At 56.2% G+C, this 19,094-nt stretch carries 20 protein-coding genes; 11 read left to right on the top strand and 9 right to left on the bottom strand.

What is annotated here, in order from left to right; translation table 11 throughout:
• Positions 1 to 32 precede the first annotated feature (32 nt).
• On the top strand, positions 33 to 458 hold the full coding sequence (locus G7025_RS08675) for a LexA family protein (protein WP_181078165.1): 426 nt from the start codon (positions 33 to 35) through the stop codon (positions 456 to 458).
• The gene (gene umuC, locus G7025_RS08680; protein WP_181078167.1) at positions 451 to 1,728 is read left to right on the top strand and encodes a translesion error-prone DNA polymerase V subunit UmuC; all 1,278 of its coding nucleotides are present in this window, start codon (positions 451 to 453) and stop codon (positions 1,726 to 1,728) included. Before G7025_RS08675 ends, umuC begins: the two co-directional genes overlap by 8 nt.
• A 100-nt stretch (positions 1,729 to 1,828) precedes the next feature.
• Here umuC and G7025_RS08685 read toward each other — a convergent pair whose 3' ends face one another.
• From G7025_RS08685 to G7025_RS26750, 3 genes are all read right to left on the bottom strand, one after another.
• Entirely contained in the window at positions 1,829 to 2,752 is a 924-nt protein-coding gene (locus tag G7025_RS08685; protein WP_181078169.1) for a hypothetical protein, read from the bottom strand.
• 415 nt (positions 2,753 to 3,167) lie between these two features.
• Positions 3,168 to 3,380: a hypothetical protein gene (locus G7025_RS08690; RefSeq protein WP_181078171.1), complete on the bottom strand. Its 213-nt coding sequence runs from the start codon at positions 3,378 to 3,380 to the stop codon at positions 3,168 to 3,170.
• Positions 3,381 to 3,611: 231 nt separating this feature from the next.
• A complete protein-coding gene (locus G7025_RS26750; protein ID WP_308811964.1) occupies positions 3,612 to 3,815 on the bottom strand; it encodes a type II toxin-antitoxin system RelE/ParE family toxin in 204 nt (67 codons plus the stop codon).
• 472 nt (positions 3,816 to 4,287) lie between these two features.
• Here G7025_RS26750 and G7025_RS08700 point away from each other — a divergent pair, with 472 nt between their 5' ends.
• The 4 genes from G7025_RS08700 (at position 4,288) to G7025_RS26755 (ending at position 7,886) form a co-directional block, all read left to right on the top strand.
• Entirely contained in the window at positions 4,288 to 6,096 is a 1,809-nt protein-coding gene (locus tag G7025_RS08700) for an S-type pyocin domain-containing protein (protein ID WP_375139326.1), read from the top strand.
• Position 6,097: 1 nt separating this feature from the next.
• Positions 6,098 to 6,373 carry a hypothetical protein gene (locus G7025_RS08705; RefSeq protein WP_181078173.1) on the top strand — a complete coding sequence of 92 codons (276 nt, stop codon included), beginning with the start codon at positions 6,098 to 6,100 and terminating at the stop codon, positions 6,371 to 6,373.
• Positions 6,374 to 7,159: 786 nt separating this feature from the next.
• Entirely contained in the window at positions 7,160 to 7,525 is a 366-nt protein-coding gene (locus G7025_RS08710; RefSeq protein ID WP_181078175.1) for a DUF6124 family protein, read from the top strand.
• A gap of 142 nt (positions 7,526 to 7,667) precedes the next feature.
• Positions 7,668 to 7,886, top strand: coding sequence for a hypothetical protein (locus tag G7025_RS26755; RefSeq protein ID WP_253511354.1), 219 nt, complete (start codon positions 7,668 to 7,670; stop codon positions 7,884 to 7,886).
• A 95-nt stretch (positions 7,887 to 7,981) separates the two neighbouring features.
• Here the strand turns inward: G7025_RS26755 and G7025_RS08715 are convergent, their stop codons facing one another.
• Positions 7,982 to 9,169, bottom strand: coding sequence for an MFS transporter (locus G7025_RS08715; RefSeq protein ID WP_181078176.1), 1,188 nt, complete (start codon positions 9,167 to 9,169; stop codon positions 7,982 to 7,984).
• Positions 9,170 to 9,670: 501 nt separating this feature from the next.
• Between G7025_RS08715 and mqo the strand changes: the two genes are divergently transcribed.
• Positions 9,671 to 11,317: a malate dehydrogenase (quinone) gene (gene mqo / locus G7025_RS08720; protein ID WP_181078178.1), complete on the top strand. Its 1,647-nt coding sequence runs from the start codon at positions 9,671 to 9,673 to the stop codon at positions 11,315 to 11,317.
• A 65-nt stretch (positions 11,318 to 11,382) separates the two neighbouring features.
• Here the strand turns inward: mqo and G7025_RS08725 are convergent, their stop codons facing one another.
• Positions 11,383 to 12,231 (bottom strand): LysR family transcriptional regulator, encoded by an 849-nt coding sequence (locus G7025_RS08725; RefSeq protein WP_181078180.1) that lies wholly within the window; start codon positions 12,229 to 12,231, stop codon positions 11,383 to 11,385.
• A gap of 153 nt (positions 12,232 to 12,384) precedes the next feature.
• On the opposite strand from G7025_RS08725, the gene G7025_RS08730 reads away from it, so the two are divergent.
• The 4 genes from G7025_RS08730 (at position 12,385) to G7025_RS08745 (ending at position 15,706) form a co-directional block, all read left to right on the top strand.
• Positions 12,385 to 13,347 carry a hypothetical protein gene (locus tag G7025_RS08730; protein ID WP_181078182.1) on the top strand — a complete coding sequence of 321 codons (963 nt, stop codon included), beginning with the start codon at positions 12,385 to 12,387 and terminating at the stop codon, positions 13,345 to 13,347.
• Positions 13,348 to 13,574: 227 nt separating this feature from the next.
• Positions 13,575 to 14,339, top strand: coding sequence for a 2OG-Fe(II) oxygenase family protein (locus G7025_RS08735; protein ID WP_258197653.1), 765 nt, complete (start codon positions 13,575 to 13,577; stop codon positions 14,337 to 14,339).
• Positions 14,340 to 14,350: 11 nt separating this feature from the next.
• A complete protein-coding gene (locus G7025_RS08740) occupies positions 14,351 to 15,244 on the top strand; it encodes a DMT family transporter (RefSeq protein WP_181078294.1) in 894 nt (297 codons plus the stop codon).
• Between the two features lie 132 nt (positions 15,245 to 15,376).
• Positions 15,377 to 15,706 (top strand): YXWGXW repeat-containing protein, encoded by a 330-nt coding sequence (locus tag G7025_RS08745; protein WP_034096507.1) that lies wholly within the window; start codon positions 15,377 to 15,379, stop codon positions 15,704 to 15,706.
• A gap of 7 nt (positions 15,707 to 15,713) precedes the next feature.
• On the opposite strand, the gene G7025_RS08750 is transcribed toward G7025_RS08745, so the two are convergent.
• The 4 genes from G7025_RS08750 to G7025_RS08765 form a co-directional block, all read right to left on the bottom strand.
• Positions 15,714 to 16,109: a PIN domain-containing protein gene (locus tag G7025_RS08750; protein WP_181078185.1), complete on the bottom strand. Its 396-nt coding sequence runs from the start codon at positions 16,107 to 16,109 to the stop codon at positions 15,714 to 15,716.
• Positions 16,106 to 16,363 carry an AbrB/MazE/SpoVT family DNA-binding domain-containing protein gene (locus G7025_RS08755; RefSeq protein WP_181078187.1) on the bottom strand — a complete coding sequence of 86 codons (258 nt, stop codon included), beginning with the start codon at positions 16,361 to 16,363 and terminating at the stop codon, positions 16,106 to 16,108. Before G7025_RS08755 ends, G7025_RS08750 begins: the two co-directional genes overlap by 4 nt.
• Before the next feature lie 171 nt (positions 16,364 to 16,534).
• Positions 16,535 to 17,908: a nucleotide 5'-monophosphate nucleosidase PpnN gene (ppnN, locus tag G7025_RS08760; protein ID WP_181078189.1), complete on the bottom strand. Its 1,374-nt coding sequence runs from the start codon at positions 17,906 to 17,908 to the stop codon at positions 16,535 to 16,537.
• Between the two features lie 148 nt (positions 17,909 to 18,056).
• Complete coding sequence (locus G7025_RS08765; RefSeq protein ID WP_181078191.1) at positions 18,057 to 18,881, bottom strand: aspartyl/asparaginyl beta-hydroxylase domain-containing protein; 825 nt, start codon at positions 18,879 to 18,881, stop codon at positions 18,057 to 18,059.
• Positions 18,882 to 19,094 lie beyond the last annotated feature (213 nt).

Consider the following 19,094-nt stretch of genomic DNA (forward strand, 5'->3'; position numbering starts at 1 on the left):
ACATTCGTACAGTATCTGTAAAAGGCCGCATCATGAGCTTCACCATTCTAGGTCCTATCGCTGAGGCAGGCGCGAAGCTGCCTATGTGTTCGTTCCAGGTTCCAGCTGGCTTCCCTTCGCCGGCAGCGGATCACATTGAGCAGCACATCTCATTGGATGAGGTACTGAATATCCGCGCACCGCATGTGTACCTGGTAGCCATCACCGGGGAAAGCATGCAAGGGATTGGTATCTTCGAAGGGGACCTCGCGGTGGTGGATCGTGCCATTGAGCCCGCTCACGGGCATGTCGTAGTGGCGCTGCTGAACAATGAGCCCATCTGCAAACGCCTATGCAAGCGCGGCCGGGAGGTGATCCTTCTATCAGAGAACCCCAAATACCCGGCGCGTTACGTGCTCGAAGGGGATGAGCTGTCAATCTGGGGTGTGATCACCAGCACAGTGCGCAGCCATGTCTAAGCCGCAACCGACCTTTGCGCTGGTCGACTGCAACAGCTTCTATGCCAGTTGCGAGCGGGTATTCCGACCAGACTTGGCGAAAGTGCCCATCGTGGTGCTGAGCAATAACGACGGCTGTGTCATCGCGCGCAGCTACGACGCGAAGCCGTTCATCAAGATGGGCGAGCCGTATTTTCAGATCAAGCACAAGCTCAAGCAACACGGCATTGTCCCGTTCTCCTCTAACTATGCGCTGTATGGCGACATGAGCGAGCGCGTCATGAGTCTGATTGAGGCGATGGTGCCGGCAGTTGAGGTGTATAGCATCGACGAGGCATTCGCCGATCTGACCGGTGTCGGTGATTTGGATGCCATAGGCCGGCAGATCCGCGCCCAGGTACTTCGCTGCACCGGCATACCTGTAGGTGTTGGTATCGCTCATACAAAGACCCTGGCGAAACTGGCAAACCACACCGCGAAGCGCCTACAAGCGCAGACCGGTGGTGTGGTCAATATCACCGATCCGGTTAAGCGGGACTGGGTGCTGCGTAATACGGACGTGGCGGAGGTGTGGGGCGTTGGCCGAAAGATGAAACTTCACCTCGATACGATGGGCATAAAGTCTGCCATGGACTTGGCTAAGGCGGACCCATGGACTCTCCGCGAGAAGTTCAGCGTTGTGATCGAGAAGACGGCCAGGGAGCTGGGCGGCACGTCTTGTCTAGAGTTAGATGAACCCGATCCGCCCAAGCAGGAAATCTGCTGCAGCCGGATGTTTGGCAAGCGCCTGACTGATCTACCACCGATTAAGGAAGCGTTGGCCACCTACATGATGCGTGCCTCAGAAAAACTGCGGGCCCAGGGATCGCTATGCAAGAAGGTGCGTGTATGCATCCGCACGGGCATGTTCAATCCAGAGGAGGCGAAGTATGCCAACGGAGTGGTGGTAGATATGCCATATCCCACCGATGACGTGCGACTGCTAACAAAGGCGGTTGTTGATGCGGTCGATCGCATTTACCAGCCAGGCTTCAAATACAGTAAGGCCGAAGTGATGCTGCTCAACCTGTGTCAGCCCGGCGAGTATACAGATGATCTTTTCGCTACTTCGCAGCCAGCCGAGTCCTCCCGAGTAATGAGCGTATTGGACAAGATCAATGATCGCTGGGGGAGGGGAACGCTGCGGTCAGCCAGTGTGCCCAGTAATCCAGATTGGGCCATGCGGCGTGAGATGATGAGCCCGAGCTATACGACTAAGCTTAAACACCTTTGGGTCGTTGCATGCAGATAGCCAAATACTAGGCCGGAACTACATTTTCGCCTATTATTATATAGGTCTTAATAGACAGTTTTGCGTCCAGTTTTGAATGAATAGTCCGGGCGATGAAGTTTCAGGATTTTTCTCGATGATTTCTAAGGTTGTTCATTATAGTCAAGGTGCTAGTTGATATGGCCTCTACGTCTAAACTTCCCCATGCCTGAACTAACTCGCCGTTAGTAGTGGGGTAGGATGTATAGACTTTTTCATTTGCGATATATACTGAGCAGTTGATATTTCCGAACGGTTTGATGTCTTGAATATATTTTTCTATGGCTTCGATCGCTGTTTTAAAGATGTATTCTCGACCCATGTTTCCAAGAGGCGCTGACGTTTTTCTTTGATTTCCTTGCCTTTCTATAAGTTCAAATGGCTCTAGATTATTAAAGTCTATGGATGTACCGGTATTAGGATTGCTAACCAATTCTTCAAGGGTTTCGATGTCCTTTAGAGCCGCGTCTAGCTTGCGTTGTATATCCACGCGTTCTTTTTCTTTCGTGTGTATTTGGTCCGCAAGTTGTACGTTGTTTGGTTCCAGTTGTGAAATTATAGTTTTTAGTGTTTTTATTTCTTCAAGATGTTTTTGAATTGCGACGTCTGCGGCCGCTTGCTGCCTTATAGCTATTGTCCTGAGCTCTCTACCTTCTTTTTGGGTTAAGGGAGTTTCGTCCTCTATGGCTTGTTTGATTTTTTTCAATTCTTTGTGGTGGGATCGGGAGATTTTATAAATCCATGCTGCAGGGTATGGGTAAATTAAAATCAGAGCAAGAGATGTGGCGAGAGGAAATAAAAAACCCATCGTTAGATAGTCATTTTTGTTCGCGAAAAGATTCATATTTATATATGTTATTTTTTCTGGACCGCTTAGGCTGGAGAAAACAATCAATAATACTTTGTAGTTTATTATGCACCAAGAAATTAGGAATGATCCAAGAAGAGGGCTTGTAGCACGCTCGTACAGTTGGGCTTTAATGGCGGTAGTAAGATCGTCTAACATTTCTGTGATAACTCAGTGTGTTAAAGTATTTTTCGAAATTGCTTTGAAAGTTACAAGGAGATTTCAAATAGTAAAGCATTGATGCAAGAGTGCCAGATGCTACTATTTTTTTAACTCGTCATAGCTGTTATGACTAAAAAATTAAGTTATGGCAAAATGATGTCGCTGTCAACTTGAGTTAACCTGGCTAATGTAATGGCGCAGGACCGCTAAACTACTGAGTCTGATATTGGTTTTGAGTGCACTGCTCAGGTCGCGGTGTGGGGCAGATTTGGGGCAAACCGTACGCCAATCTATGCCATTCAATGCCCATCGAGCATTTATACGACGTGCTGCGGACGTGGTTCAGCACCAGGAAACACGGGCTATCCCACAAAATCTCCCACATACCCCTACACAATCGGGGTGTGCTTTGTCAGAGTCGATTCGTTCGTAGCTTCGCCAGGCCCTGCTTGATGTGCCCAGCGTTTTCGCCGATCACGAATAGAGCACCACGTACGTTGTCACCGACCTCATCCAAGCCTTGCTTTTCGCTTTGAAGAGCCAACTCCATCAGAGCTGCTTCCAACGCGAGCTGATTCTCGTACATTCGTTCAAGCAAATCTGGGAGTGAGTATTCCCCTGCCATGTATGTCACCCCGCTTAAAAGGGCTAAGCATAGCAGTGGTCTAGTAAACTGTGCTTGCTTAGAATTTGCTACGAGAACGGCCGCTCAATGCTTCGAAAGCAGGGATAGTGGCGGTTTTCGGGAGCGCTACGTCCAATCCATCATGGGTGCGACGGAGAAGCGGCGGGAGAGGGGGGCGGCTTGTAGGGGCATTGGGGGTCTGAGTCAACGTGGCGGATGGGGCGCAGTTTATCAGGGATGGATGGTGGGTGTCGGAGAGGGTGTTCCGTGCTGTTCACCACTTATGGGATCAGATAGCCCCATTGGCACTGCCCACTCCCGAGTCCGTTTAACCTGTCCTTTACGGCCCATCGAAGGAAACTGGGCGAGTTTGTCGATGCTTTTGAAAACACAATCGGAGACGTCGCCGGCCGCCGTGGGATTTTCGAGGGCAATATCGCTAGCTTCGTCTTCAAGGTTCTTGAGTGCCTTTCAAGCCATTCAACCTGTGTTGTGGCTCCAACGCCTAGCGCTTTCGGAACTGCGTGATGCAGTACGCAGTCCTCACAACCTTTACGCTCACATTTCACTCACACAGCCTCAGATGCTTACAAGTGGATGACGCCGCAGGATCGGAGCGACAGACATCCACTACAGAATTGGGCCTCAGCGGGGTTAATCGCGGCGGCTCGCATCTGAAATTATGCACAAATGCATTTTTTTTGCCTTTCGACCTGTATGTACATACAGTTTGTGTGCGACATGATGAAGAGTGCACAAGACGGGGATTTTTGTTCTTTGAGTTCTCAAACAGAAAATTTGAGAGCCGAAGCCGTTCGTCAGATCGTAGTAAGGTGATGGGATAACTCGCCGTTCATTTTACTGAGATATGAGACTTTTGAACTGAATAGCGAAAAGGAAATTCACTATGGCTAATGACGATACGATTTATTTACCACCAATTGTAATCAACGATATTAATAAATATGAACCTCAGACATTCGGAGGAGGTGGTGGTGACAGTGATTTCTCACATAGTCACACCGGACAGCTCATTAACGCTGCAACGCGTACTTATGTGCTTAACACATATCCCCCTATGATTTCCAAGAATGTTAATGATCAGGAGGCGAGCTTTGCGACGAATCTACAATCTATGCCAGAAACTATTTCAAAAAGTATTGCTGCAATAGAACAAAATGAAGGTGGCCCGGCGAGCGAAGTCGATAAAATCGAACAGCATATTCGTTCGGTAGATACACTGATCGCTCAAAAAGCACAGGTTTCCGCTGCTCAAAAAGTGATTGCTGATAAGTACTACTACGGAGACTTCTTTCGTTTCCCGACTATGCAATTTATTAAAGATGCAATCAGCGGGAGCAAGACAAATTACCCTCCGGATAAGAACTATAAAGAATGGTACGCCTCACTTGAGGCTGCGTATGCTGCGAAATACAGCAACCGCGAGATCGATTATTTGAATGCCTTGAAGCAGAACCTTCAAGCGCAGGCTAATCAAGCACGCGCAGACGCCGAGGCAAAACGTATTGCCGATGAGGCGGCTGCAGCAGAGGCTGCAAGGGTAGCAGCTGAAGCGGCCGCAGCAGAGGCTGCTAGGGTAGCCGCTGAAGCCGCAGCACTTAAAGCTGCTCACACGTTCAGGCTGCCCGGAGCTGGCGCTACGCAACTGACTGCGGCAGCAGGCTCTATTGCCGTCACGGCAGGTTCAGGCATTACGTTGGAGGCGGCGATTAAAGCGGCTAAGGTAGCGCTGGGTACAGTTGTGAGTGCGGCAACGGCGGTCGGTATTGGAGCTTTGACGTATTCAGAGTCCCTTGGCAACGGGGAGCTGCCCGCGACAATGCTGGACCTGCCCGCTAAGGAACTGGCGCCTAGCCTGCCTGATAATCTTCTCGAGGTAGCGGCGGCTGGTGGGACGGTTGATGTGCCATATCGGCTTTATGGTGATCAATCGAAGTATTCCGTAGTCGCCACACAGGTTACTGGGGGACTAGCCCCCACTATTCCGGTAAGGGCATTGGTGCTTGATCCTGTGGCCAACGCCTATACGTTTACTACAACCGATACACCGCCGATCACTCTGGCATTCCCGATTGCATTACCAGGAAATAGCTCAACGGCAACTCCGGCACAGCCGGTGGAAACTCCGGTATACACCGGCATCACTCTGACTCCAATTGAGGTCAAAGCCGTGCCGTTTCCGATCGCCAGCCAATTGGGCATCCGAGACGCTATTTATGTTTACCCCGCAGATTCGGGGTTGCCGCCGATTTACGCGGTATTTAGTAGTCCGTACGAAGGCGCCACTACTAAAGGTATACACAGCGGGCGGGTGTACAATCCTGATAAAGCCGGAGGTCCAACACAAGATCTTGATTGGGCAACGGCAACGGTGACTCAGGAAGGTATTGATCTGGTTAAACTGCATACGTCACGATTCGTACCTTCTGATGCTAATAAGATCATGATTGATCGGCTAGAAAAGATCCTAAGTGGTCACATATCTATTACGGATGTTGATAAACGATTTTACACCCATGAAATGCGAGAGTTGGAACGTTACAGGGCGATCGGGGTCGCTGATGGAGTAGAAGGAAATGTTTGGAATAATGCCCATACTGCAACCTTGGAAGACTATAAACTGAGAGATGCTGACGATTTGTTCTATACGCCGGAAGCCATCGCTGCAGAAATTAAACAAGTATATGGAGAGTAAAATGAGTAACATTAATGATGTGGTGGTCGCTGAAGAGCCGAGGGATGTAGTTCTTTTTATTGTAAGAAACAAACCAATTTCGTATCCAATGCTAGACCGACTCTACAGCAGGAATGGGTGGGCGAATATTTCAAATAACCTAGAGCTTTTGAAGCTTATTGAAAATATGGAGCTCGAAGGGGTGGTTGAACATGTTGATGGAGGAATAAGGAAAGGTCCAAACTGGAATGCGCCGGCCTTCATGGTTGAAAATAAGTATACGTTGAGTGATATTTAGGTTTGCAAAAAACCCGGCTCAAGCTGGGTTTTTTATACTTGGACTTTAAAAGGTTATCCCTCTCCGTATTCTGGATGCTATTGATGTTTGTGCTGTTTGGTATACCCAAATGGGCCATGGGCATTAGACGTTATTTTCGTATTACAAGGATCTGAATGCCCTTTCGAGATGCGTCACGACGAACGTCTAGAACCTAATGAGACAAAACAGGACTGTCGGAGTGATGCAAACAGCGTGAGCCCGCCTCAATGGAATGCAAGCCAGCTCCATCGAATGCAAGTCTGCTTGCCTTTAATCTGAGCCGGGACATTTGACTGGTGCAGCTAATATGAGCCAGAAATTCTGCTGAACGCTAGCCCGCGTGTTTTCAAACGTGAGCCGCTACATTTAGGTTCACGCGTGCGCACTCTCATCCACATAGCGTCAGATATTGACGTTTGCAGGGGGTGTTGGAATTGGAGCGACATCAAAGAGCGTGTACGGGGACAGGCCTTTTAAGAAATATCCCACGCTTTTCTCGGCTTGCCCCTCAGACGCTCCCTAGCTAACCTCCCCCAGCCGCTGCCAATCCAGCGGTCGGATGTGGAAGTCCGTACCAAGCTAAGACGCAATCGTCACAAACACCTACCGGCGTTTTTTTACGCCTGTATCATGTGTTTCGGCGGCTGTGCGCGGGGCACTTCGGTGCACCGGGTCCTTAGCCCTGGTCTTCCACACCTGCGTACAGCTGCCACCTCTCATGTGGAAGTGAGACTGGTAGTTCCTGAATAGTTAAGGAGCTTCGCCATGTACAAAGTCACACCTAACCCGCCTCATGCATCAAGCGCTTCATCCCAAAACGCCAAGCTTCAAGCAGCGGCCCAGCGGGCCATTCATCACTACCTGCCGCCAGATGAAGACGCCTCGCCCCTCCACCAACCCAACACCAACCTCTTCACCGTTACCCCCAACATCGACACCGAAACCCTCCTGGCCAACGCCGCCGAAAACCTGGCGTCCGCCAGCCAAATGGCCGCAACTCTGGCCTTCGACCTCGAAGAACCCCACCGCGCCATCGTGTTGGGCATCCAGCAACTGATCGAGCTAAGCGCGCTTCTCGTCGACCGCGCTCAGGACCAGGTCGCACCTGCGCTCGGTACGCCAGTCGCCTGATCGACTGTCTGCCGCCTTGCGCCAAGGCGGCAACCTGAACCCATCCTGTCCCCCGTCAAAGTTTCATCATCGCCCGCGGCCGGGAGGTCTACGATCCCTCCAGCGAGGACCGCCGTGCCTCCCGCCCACAGGGAATCGAAAAATGACTTCAAACCTCTTCAAAGTTGCGTTGATCGCGGGTGCGTTGCTGCTAAGCGCGTGTTCATCCTCACCCACCGTCAACAGCGACCCATGCTTTTCAGGCGGATGCCAAGCCTTCGGCGACCACAGCCCGAGCAAAGCCGCCAGGATGAATTTTGGCGGCAGTGGGCTGGGTAGCAGTTATGGGGAGTATGGTTCGGGGTTGTTGCATGATGATTGATGGGGGGGTGGGTCAGTCAGTGGTGTGTTGACTGGCCCATCGCTATCGGGGGCAAGTCCCCTCCCTCAGTTTGATCTCCAGTGGAGCGGGTGGCGTCAGTGGCCGCCTGGCATGCGCCGGGCGATCAGGTAGATGCCCAGGCCGACCAGTGCGGTAGCGGCGCCGATGTAGCCGGTGCTGGTCCAGCCGTACCCGGCGCTAATTGCCATGCCGCCGAACCACGGCCCCAGCGCGTTCGCCAGGTTGAACGCGGCGTGGTTGGATGCCGCCGCCAGGCTTGGGGCTTCGTGGGCGATGTCCATCAGGCGGATCTGCAGCGGCGCGGCCATGGCGATCATGGTGCCGACCAGGCCGATGCCCAGCAGTACGCTCCACAGCGAGCTGGCGGCGAAGGTGAAGAAAATCAGTACGGCCATCGACCACACCATGATCCAGCCCACCGCGCGAAACTGCAGGCGGTCAAACAGCTTGCCGCCGGCAATATTCCCGATGATCCCGCCCACGCCGAATGCGGCCAGGCCGAAGGGGATCCACTGTGGCGACACTTTGGTCACTTCCAGCATGGTCGGCGCCAGGTAGCTGAACACGCAGAACATCCCGGCAAACCCGATCGCGCCGATAGCCAGAGCCATCCAAACCTGGGGTTTAGTGAAGGCGCGCAGTTCCTTGCGCGGGTCGCTGCGTTGTTCGTCGTGGCGGTGGGGTACGAATTGCCAGACCAGGGCAATGGTGCACAGGGCGATGGCGCTGACCAGTACGAACGCCGAGCGCCAGCCCAGGTGTTGGCCGAGGAAGGTGGCGATGGGGTTGCCCAGCAGCATGGCCAGCGTAAGGCCCAGCATCACCCGCGCCACGGCGCCGGCGCGTTTATCGCTTGGCACCATGCTGGAGGCCACCACGGCGGCGATGCCGAAGTAGGCGCCGTGGGGCAGGCCGCTGATAAAGCGAAAGGCCACCAGCGAGCCGAACGTCGGGGTAAAGGCGGTGGCCAGGTTGCCCAGGGCGTACAGTCCCATCAGCAGCAGCAACATGTGTTTGCGCAGCAGCTTGGCGCCAAGGATGGCCAGCAGCGGCGCGCCGACCATCACGCCCAACGCGTAGGCGCTGATGGCGTGGCCGACCTGGGGTTCGCTCAGGCCCAGGTTCTGGGCGATATCAGGCATCAGGCCCATGATGGCGAATTCGCCGGTGCCGATCGCGAAGGCGCCCACGGCCATGGCCGCTTCCATTTTGGCGGCGCTGCGCGCGGGCAGTACGTGCCCGGGTGTTGGGTGGATTGACATGGATCGCTCTTAGTAAAGGGGGTACGTGGAGGCGCCGCCGATGCTACGCAAGCAACGGCGAAGGTGTCTAGAACAGTCGTTTTGGTCAGAGTTCCATCACAGTGGCCAGCCTGTGACCCCACGTCGCGCCCGCCAGGCTTGACACTGAGGCCGATCAGGCGCGTGAAAACCCTCGTTTTGGAGCTGTCAATTGGCCAAACAGCGCATAAAGGCCTTTTGCCGTGATATTCTGCGCGCCGTCCTGGTCTGGCCTGCTCCCCAAACGTACACCTGTATACGTTGCGGTGGGCGGCTGTCGCCAGGCAGCTGAAGCCAATAATGATAAGAAGTCAGCGCAGAAGGGACATAACAGTGAGGTCGATCCATCGGCCTTGTGTGCCCACCCTGCGGCCCTGAAGTGACTGTGCACACCCCGCGGTGCGTTGCCTGGCGCAGCGTGATGGAGGGGTGCCCAGGCTTGGGAGCAGTGGGGCGGATGGCGTTTTATCATAGGTGCTACGGATGTTTAAGAAAGTAAACACTGCCCTGCTGGGGCTGGCGTTGTCGATGGGGATAACGACCGCGCAAGCGCAAGAGGCAAAGAAAGTCGATGTGCTGCTGATCGGCGGCGGCATCATGAGTGCGACCCTCGGCGTATGGCTCAACGAGCTGGAACCGGATTGGTCGATGGAAATGGTCGAGCGTCTCGACGGCGTCGCCGAAGAAAGCTCCAACGGCTGGAACAATGCCGGTACCGGTCACTCGGCCCTGGCTGAGCTGAACTACACCCCGGAAGACAAGAACGGTAACGTTGAAATCCCCAAAGCGGTCGAGATCAACGAAGCGTTCCAGATCTCCCGTCAGTTCTGGTCCTGGCAGGTCCAGCAGGGCGTGCTGAAGAACCCGCGTTCGTTCATCAACTCCACACCGCACATGAGCTTCGTGTGGGGCGATGACAACATCAAGTTCCTGAAAAAGCGCTACGAAGCCCTGCAGGCGAGCCCGCTGTTCGCCGGCATGCAGTACTCCGAAGACCCGGCGCAGATCGCCAAGTGGGTGCCGCTGATGATGGAAGGGCGTGACCCCAACCAGAAAATCGCGGCCACCTGGAGCCCGATCGGCACCGACGTGAACTTCGGCGAGATCACGCGCCAGTTCGTCGCGCACCTGCAAACCACACCGAAGTTCGACCTGAAACTGTCGAGCGAAGTGCAGGACATCACCAAGAACGACGACGGTTCGTGGCGCGTCAGCTACAAAAACCTGAAGGACGGCACCCAGACTGAAACCGACGCCAAGTTCGTGTTCATCGGCGCCGGTGGCGGTGCACTGCACCTGCTGCAAAAGTCGGGCATTCCTGAAGCCAAGGAATACGCAGGCTTCCCGGTGGGCGGCTCGTTCCTGGTGACGGATAACCCGACCATCGCCGAGCAGCACCTGGCCAAGGCCTACGGTAAGGCTTCGGTCGGCGCGCCGCCGATGTCGGTGCCGCACCTGGACACCCGCGTGCTCGATGGCAAGCGCGTGATCCTGTTTGGCCCATTCGCGACCTTCTCCACCAAGTTCCTCAAGGAAGGCTCGTACCTGGACCTGCTGACCAGCACCACCACCCACAACATCTGGCCCATGACCAAAGTCGGTATTCGTGAATACCCGCTGGTCGAGTACCTTGCTGGCCAACTGATGCTGTCGGATGACGACCGTTACAACGCCCTGAAAGAGTATTTCCCGAACGCCAAGAAAGAAGATTGGCGCCTGTGGCAGGCCGGTCAGCGCGTGCAGATCATCAAGCGTGACGAAGAGCAGGGCGGCGTCCTCAAACTCGGCACCGAAGTGGTCAGCTCCGCCGACAACACCATCGCCGGCCTGTTGGGTGCATCGCCGGGCGCGTCCACTGCGGCTCCGATCATGCTGACCGTGCTGCAGAAAGTCTTCAAGGACAAGGTCGCCACCCCGGCCTGGCAGGAAAAACTGCACCAGATCGTGCCGAGCTACGGCACCAAGCTGAATGACAGCCCGGAAGCGGTTGCCAAGGAATGGGCCTACACCGCCGGTATCCTGCAACTGACTCCACCGCCTGCGATTCCGCAACTGGCTGCACCCAAGGCTACCGAGGCTGCCAAGCCCGCGGCTGAGCCGAGCAAGCCGGCGTCTGACCTGGCGCTGTAAAAAGCGTTGCACAGCCAAAGCCCGCTGAATCGGTAACGGTCAGCGGGCTTTTTTGTGGGCATCTGTCAGAGGGTGAAGCCCTGCTTTAACTGCTCATGCAGATCGAGCGCCAAGTAGTTCGCGCTATCGGACAGCAAGTAGAGATGGTGGCGTGGCAGTTCGGGCAGTTGCACCCCTGGAATGTTTTTAGTCAGCCCGGCGGTGATGCGACTTTCTTCGATCATGCCCACGGCCAGGCCACAGCTGATGGCCGCCTCCACTGCCGTGGAGCTCGCGCTTTCCAGTAGCACCCGGTAGTAGGTTCCGTTGTCCTTGAGCACCCGCATGGCGGAGGCGCGGTAGGGGCAACCGTTCAATTGCACGGCGATCGGCAGCGGCGCCTGTTCGGGTGTCTTGAAATTTTCGGACGCTGCCCACACCGGCTGTATCGACCCTAACAATTCCCCTTGTTCCAGCGGCTGGGCGCTGACAATCAACGCCAGATCGATCTGTTCACGGCTGAACATGGTGAACAATTCGCCACTGGAGCGGGCTTCCACTTCCAGTTCGAGCAGCGGGTTATCGGCGATCAGTCGAGGCAGGAAGTCGCGCATAAAGGCGGGCGCGTAAGAGTCCGGCAAACCCAGGCGAATCTTCCCTTGCATGCGCTGCGGAGTCAGCGAGGCCAGCAGTCGGTCATGGCTCTTGAGGAAGTCAGTGGTTTCGCTGAGCAGCTTCTTGCCATACATCGTCAGCTCCACGCCTTGGTTGCTGCGAATGAACAAGCGCTGGCCGATCAACGCTTCGAGCTTCTGGACCTGCGTGGTGACCGTCGAGGCGCTGCGGTGCACATGCTGGGCGGCCTCATTGAAGCGTCGGAAACGCGCCACCGCATGAAAAGTGCGCAGCAGGTCGACATTCAGTTGTTTACTCATGATTCTTCTTTTAAGGATCAGTTGTGCAGATTATTCAAATATACAAAATCATGCTCGCTCCCTAGGCTTTGGGTCAAGCAGGTACGCCGGTCGTGCCTGAGAACAATAAGAAAGGGAGCGCTTATGGATATCAATGAGCTGGTGGTGTCGTCGTTGAAGAACAACCACGGCTTCGAAAGCCCGATATGGACGGTTGAAAATGCCGCTAAATACGCGGCCACAGGCGCTGATTTATCGGAATGGGACCGGTTGGTCAGCGAAGAAATCCTGCACCTGATGACCTCGCTGAATCAGGAGGGCGTCGACCGCGTGGATCTGTGCGCCGCACCCTGTGGCCAGGGCGCATTGGGTCAACTGTTGCGCGCGGTGGCGGATGATCTTGTGGAGCTGGTCGGTCAAGACCGCTTGCACTATGTGGAGTTGGGCCCTGAGCCGATCAAAACCTGCGCGCTGATGCGACACCTGCTGGAGAACGGCGCTGAGCCCTTGCATTACACCGCCGTTGATATCAACCAGGCATCACACGGGGTCATGCGCCGATCGGTCGAGCCATTGCTCGCAGCGCCGCAAGGGTTTCGCTACTTGTCGACGGATTTTCGCTCCCTGTACAGGCGCCACATCGACTGCGGGCAGGATGTGACGCTGATCACCATGCTGGGGTTTCAGGAAGGTAATGAACTGCCCGACACCATCGGACAGATCCTACGGCGTATTGGTGGCGCGCGAACCTACGTGCTTTCGGAGATGCAACTGTCCACTGCCCAGGGGGACGAACACATCCAGCGCTTTTACCGGCACGACTGTATGTATCGATTCTCCGACCTGATCGGCATCAAGCTCGGCTTCCAGAAAACCGGCGAGCACGAAGTGGTTGTTTCAGAAATCGAGCACGGGGTGGATCGCTATCGCGTTGCCGCCACCTTGTTGCCCGTCAGCAAAGGTTCGGCACAGGGCTACCTGTTGACCAATGTCTGTTTGAAGTACACCCGCGAACAATTTACCCGCGTACGCCAAGAATACGGCGGTTGCCGCGTCATCGGCGAGTACTGCAGCGGTGACGGCAGCGTGCTGTTTCAGCTGTCGGAATATTGCGCGGATCACGCGGCCGTCAATTGAGTGAGGCAATCACCATGAAAAGACAAAGTGAGCTACCGGTATTCGCCCAAGGCTTCGCGCGCGTCAGATCAGCCTTGCAGGCGTCATTGGCCCCCACATCCCGTTGTAAACATCCGGGCGCATTGCTTGATACGTTGCAACCTTGGCGCGACAGTTATTTGCGAACGGATGGGCCCAGTCTCATCGGGAGCCGCACCCTTGCGGACTTGGGTTATGTGGACTCGCCCTTGGCGGTTTCCACGCCTCAACAGTTGACGGCCTTGGCCCAGGTATCCGGGCTGTTCAGCGAGCAGGGCATCCTCCAACTGCGACGTGCCTGTTATCAGTTGGAGGCGGGTTCCAGCACCAGTGCCTGGATCATTTCGAACCGCACCCGCGGCGTCACCGAGTCGTCCACACTGATACGCCAGATGATGAACAGTCGGGCCTTTTTGCTGGCGGTATCGCGCATTGCCGGGGTTCCGTTGGTGCCCCATCCCTTTGCGCGGGCGCGTTCCCAGGTCAATTATTTCTATCCGCCTCAGGCACACCACGACAAGGCGCAGATCGGCATGTGGCACACCGACGGCACCAGTTTCGTGCTGAATATTCTGCTGTCTGAGGCCGATGAATATGACGGTGGAGAGTTCGTTTACTTCGACGGTAGCGCTGAGCAGTTTGACGTCGAGGAACTGGATCAGCGGGTGCGCAGTTGCTCGGTCAAATCCAGCGGCGACGCGGTGTATATCTACGGCAGCCGTGTGTTCCATGGGGTGCGTCCGCTTACGCGCGGTCGTCGTATGTCGTTGGTGCTGTCGTTTCATTGCCCTTATAGCCAGGAGGATGTGAACAAGTTCTGGCACCTGGCTTCGGACGACGGGGTCTTGAGGACGATCCGGCCGTGGTTCCGTTTACAACACGACCTGGTGCGGCCGGCCCACGAGCAGTACCAGCGGCTGGGCATCGAGCCGATTACCTTCGCCGATCTCGATCCGTTGAGCGTGGCGCCGTGAGCGCGCCCCGCATGGGTTGTGTGAAGCTGGAACTCCTGCAGGCGGTGTTTGTCCTGTCCTGGAGTTCCGGCTTTATCGGCGCCAAGTTAGGCGCACAGACTGCCGGTGCCTTCAACCTGCTGTTCTGGCGATTTCTGTTGGTCTCGCTGTGCCTGGGCGTGTTTTTGAATGTGCGGTTGCTCAAGGTTTCCTGGGCGCAGATACGCCATCACGCGGTAATCGGGTTTCTCTCGCAATTCCTCTACTTGAGTTGCGTTTACGTGGCGATCCAGAACGGGTTGCCGCCGGGGATCGCGGCCATTATCGCGGCCTTGCAGCCGTTGATGACGGCGGCGCTGTCAACGGGGAACGCTGGGGAGCGCAGTGGTGGATGGCAGTGGCTGGGGTTGCTGATCGGGTTTGTCGGCGTGTCGATCGTCATCTCGGGGCAATACGGCAGCAGCGGGCAAAGTGTCGGCCTGGTCATGTATCTGTTGCCGCTGGTGTCGGCGTTGGGGCTGACCCTGGCAACCCTGTATGAGCGCCGTTCGGCGCAACAACACAGCACGGGCCTGGTCTTGCCGCTGTTTATCCAATCGCTATTGACGCTGATCGGGTTTACCGCTGCGGTGTTGTATACCGACACCCTGAGCATTCCCCATGAGCCTGAGGTACTGATCTCGATTGTCTGGCTGACGGTGTTCTCGACCTTCATTGCCTACTTGAGTCTTTGGATGCTGCTGCGGTTCATGACCGCGACCCATGTGGCAGTGCTGGTTTACCTGGAGCCGCCAGTGACCTTGGTGTGGGCGGCGTTGATGTTTGGCGATGCGATTCTCGCCTCCACCTATGCCGGCATTGCGGTGGTTGTCGCCGGTCTGATTCTGGTTCGACTCAAGCGACCGACCGTCGCCTGCACATCGTGATGCCCTCAGCTTCAGCAAGCTGACAGATACCGCCTGTTACAAATTGTCCATGGCCACGCAGGAGCATGGTTGCGGCAACGGGGGGATTTTTGACAGCGGCAGGTGTTGGGCGCTAACGCCCGAGGGGTTTGTATGTTGCTACGTTATGCGGCATTGGCGGCGGTGGTCGTGGCTGCGTCCGGGTGTGTGCAAGAGCGTGTGGTGCATGAGCGCCGACCTGTGCAACGGGAATATGTCGAGGTGGTGGCGCCGCAGCCGCCGCCGGTGCAAGTGGTCGAAGTCGAACCGCCGGCACGTTATGGCTATATCTGGTCTCGCGGTTATTGGCGTTGGGAGGGCGGTCGCTACGTGGCGGTCCATGGCCACTGGGAGCCAGTGCGCGAAGGCTATCGCTATGTGCATCCGCATTGGGTGCAGCGCAGTGATGGCTTTCACTGGCAGATTGGTGGCTGGGTGCGTTGAGCCCGGCTCAGCCCAGGCGCTTCATGCCGGCTGCCTTGGCGGCATCAGCGTCAAAGGTCGCAGTGTATTCACAGCCGGCTCCATGGGCGCACCGCTCAATCAGGCAGTCGGCGAAATCGGCCTTGCCGGCGCTGAACTTGCGTAGCGCCTGCCAGATGACTTCGGCATGTTCCAGGGTCAACTCGCGGGTGCGCAGCAGGGTTTCCAGCACGCTGACCACGTCACGCTTGGCGCAGGCGTAGCAGCTCTGCAGGACCCACACCAGTTCCACTACCGACACCAGGCTGACAAACCCTGGAGACACCGTAGTGAGGGATTCGATCAATTCGGATGCCTGGGCGGATTGAACCGGGTCGTCCTGGGTGATGTAGCGCACCAGGACGTTGGTATCCAACCCGATCATCGAGCGCTCGCTCCCTGCGCGGCAATGGCCTGGTTCATCTCGTCGAGCGAGACCGCGTTGGCTGGCGTCGGGATCAACCCCTTGAGGTCGCGGACGCTCTTGCTTGACGCAACAATGGAAAACCTGCCGTCTTCCATTTCGACGAATTCCACGCGGTCGCCGGTTTCCAGGCCTAGGGCGGTGCGGACCTGCACGGGGATGGTGATTTGTCCTTTAGAGGTGAGGGTGGCGGTGGCCATAGCAAATATCTCCATCGGGGTGTTCCTTACCCTAAGGTAAGGAACGATGGAGGACAAGGTCCGTTGGTCCATAGGTCGTTCTGCTCATGTAAAAGTGGGTAAGTAAAAAACCTAGCCCGAACTTCTATTTCTCGCACACCTGGCCTGGCGCCAAAGCAATACAAACTATGAACCCATGCCGGCTGCCTACCGCACCACGCGGTAGCACGGCACATACGCCGCGCCGCCCGGCAATTTCATGCGGTGCTGCGCGACGAACGCCTTCAACAGTTCATCCAGCGGTTTCATGATCGCTGGATCGCCATGGATCTCATATGGGCCATTTTCTTCGATCAGGCGGATGCCCTTGTCCTTCACGTTACCCGCCACGATCCCCGAGAACGCCCGGCGCAGGTTGGCCGCCAGTTCGTGGGGCGGCAGGGTGTGGCTCAGTTGCAGGCTGGCCATGTTCTCGTGCGTCGGATCGAACGGGCGCTGGAAGCCTTCGTCGATCTTGAGCAACCAGTTGAAGTGGAAGGCGTCGTTGCGCTCGCGGCGGAACTGCTTCACCGCCTTGAGGCCGGCGGTCATCTGGCGGGCCACTTCGGCCGGGTCGTCGATGATGATCTGATAATGCGCCTGCGCCGCTTCGCCCAAAGTGGCGCCGACAAAGGCGTGCAGTTGCTGCAGGTACGGTGCGGCCTGCTGCGGTCCGGTGAGGATCACCGGGAACGGCACGTCGCGGTTATCCGGGTGCATCAGGATGCCCAGCAGGTACAGGAACTCTTCGGCCGTGCCGGCGCCGCCGGGGAAGATGATGATGCCGTGGCCCACGCGCACAAAGGCTTCCAGGCGTTTTTCGATGTCTGGCAGGATCACCAGCTCGTTGACAATCGGGTTCGGCGCTTCGGCGGCGATGATGCCCGGCTCGGTCAGGCCCAGGTAGCGCCCGCCGGTGATACGTTGCTTGGCGTGGGAAATGGTCGCGCCTTTCATCGGACCTTTCATCACCCCCGGGCCGCAGCCGGTGCATACATCCAGACTGCGCAGGCCCAGTTCATGCCCGACTTTCTTGGTGTATTTGTATTCTTCGGTATTGATCGAGTGTCCGCCCCAGCACACCACGATCTTCGGTTCCACACCAGGGCGCAGCGTGCGCGCGTTGCGCAGCAGGTGGAACACGTAGTCGGTGATGCCCTGGGAGTTGCTCAGGTCGATGCGCTGGCTGTCCAGCTCGTTCTCGGTGTAGACGATGTCGCGCAGGGCGCTGAACAGCATTTCGCGGGTGCTGGCGATCATCTCGCCATCGACGAAGGCGTCGGCCGGCGCGTTGAGCAATTCCAGGCGCACACCGCGGTCCTGTTGGTGGATGCGCACTTCAAAGTCTTTGTAGGCGTCGAGGATGGTCTTGGCGTTGTCGATGTGCGCTCCGGTGTTGAGGATCGCCAGGGCGCATTGGCGGAACAGGGTATAGATGCTGCCGGTGCCGGCTTCGCTCAGTTGCTGCACTTCGCGTTGGGAGAGGGTTTCGAGGCTGCCCTTGGGGCTGACGGAGGCGTTGATGACTTGACGTTGGGGCATTCTGATTCCTTGAAAGCACAGCCACCGCAGCCGCTGAGGCGCGATGGCTTGGGAAAGGTGGGCGCCGATGAGGGGCGCACGAGACGGTTTTTTAACTCAGGCACACGGCCCAGCGCAAACACCGCTCAACACCATCATGCCGCAGAACTCACTCGATCAGCTTCCAGTTTTTGTAGAAAACCCGACGCAGGGTAAAGACCAGCGCGGCAAACCCGGCGATCACGGCATTGAGCACCGATGGCACTGGGGTCGGCCGCACGATATCGATGAACAGGCAGTAGCGCTTGGCATCGTTCTTATTGAAAGACGCGTGCATCAGCGTGTCATCGAAGATAAACAACGGGTCGTCATGCCAGTAGTGTTTGTGCTCGCCCACCTGGATATACACGCCGTCGTGATGGGGCGCCGGCGCCATGTTGTAAAGCACGCGGAACATCATGCGCAGTGGGCCGAAGTGAAAGGACGTGGAGCGGTTTTCGTTGAACACCGACACCCCGATGGTTTTTACGAACGGCAGTTTTTTGCGCAGGGCCGGGATGTCCAGGTGGGTCTCGATCGGCCGCCCGTACCATTGGAAAAACAACATGCCTCGCTTTTTTTCGGCCATGCGTTCGTCGAGGTAACCGATGATTTCGTCCTTGTGGGCCATGGCCTCATCAATGACCCGTTGCAGCTCTTCACGCCAGGCGGGTGGCAGGTCACGCATCGTATAGATGTGGCGATTGCGCGAGCTCAGCAGGTCGAACAGGGTATTGAACGGCGCCAACAGCCAGGTGTTGCGGCCGCTGCCGATAAAGTACTTTTTGATGGTGGACGCATCGTACAGGCCGTTGCGCAAAAAATCGTAAAGGCCGCACAGCAGCACCAGGCACAGAAACACCAGCGTGGTCTCGGGGAATACATCGATAAACAGCAGGCCCGCGAGCACCCAGGCCAGCGAGATGGCTTTTTTACGCACAGCAGGCTTGTTCATGAACTCAGCTCCACAAGGACGCCATTCGACAGGTCCGGACCGGTGGCTGCGAGTGGTGGGTTTGAAACATGTTGAAACAACTACGTCATAATAAGGCGTTTGACCCCGTGTCGGCAGTTTAAATAGTGCGAAAAAGTGTGCAGGCCACTCACAGTTTTTAACGGTTGCCGGGGTGTGTGCACCGAATTTTGTAAACGCGAGATTTACGACTAT

It is taken from the genome of Pseudomonas lurida, assembly GCF_013522705.1.
Taxonomy (GTDB): domain Bacteria; phylum Pseudomonadota; class Gammaproteobacteria; order Pseudomonadales; family Pseudomonadaceae; genus Aquipseudomonas; species Aquipseudomonas quebecensis.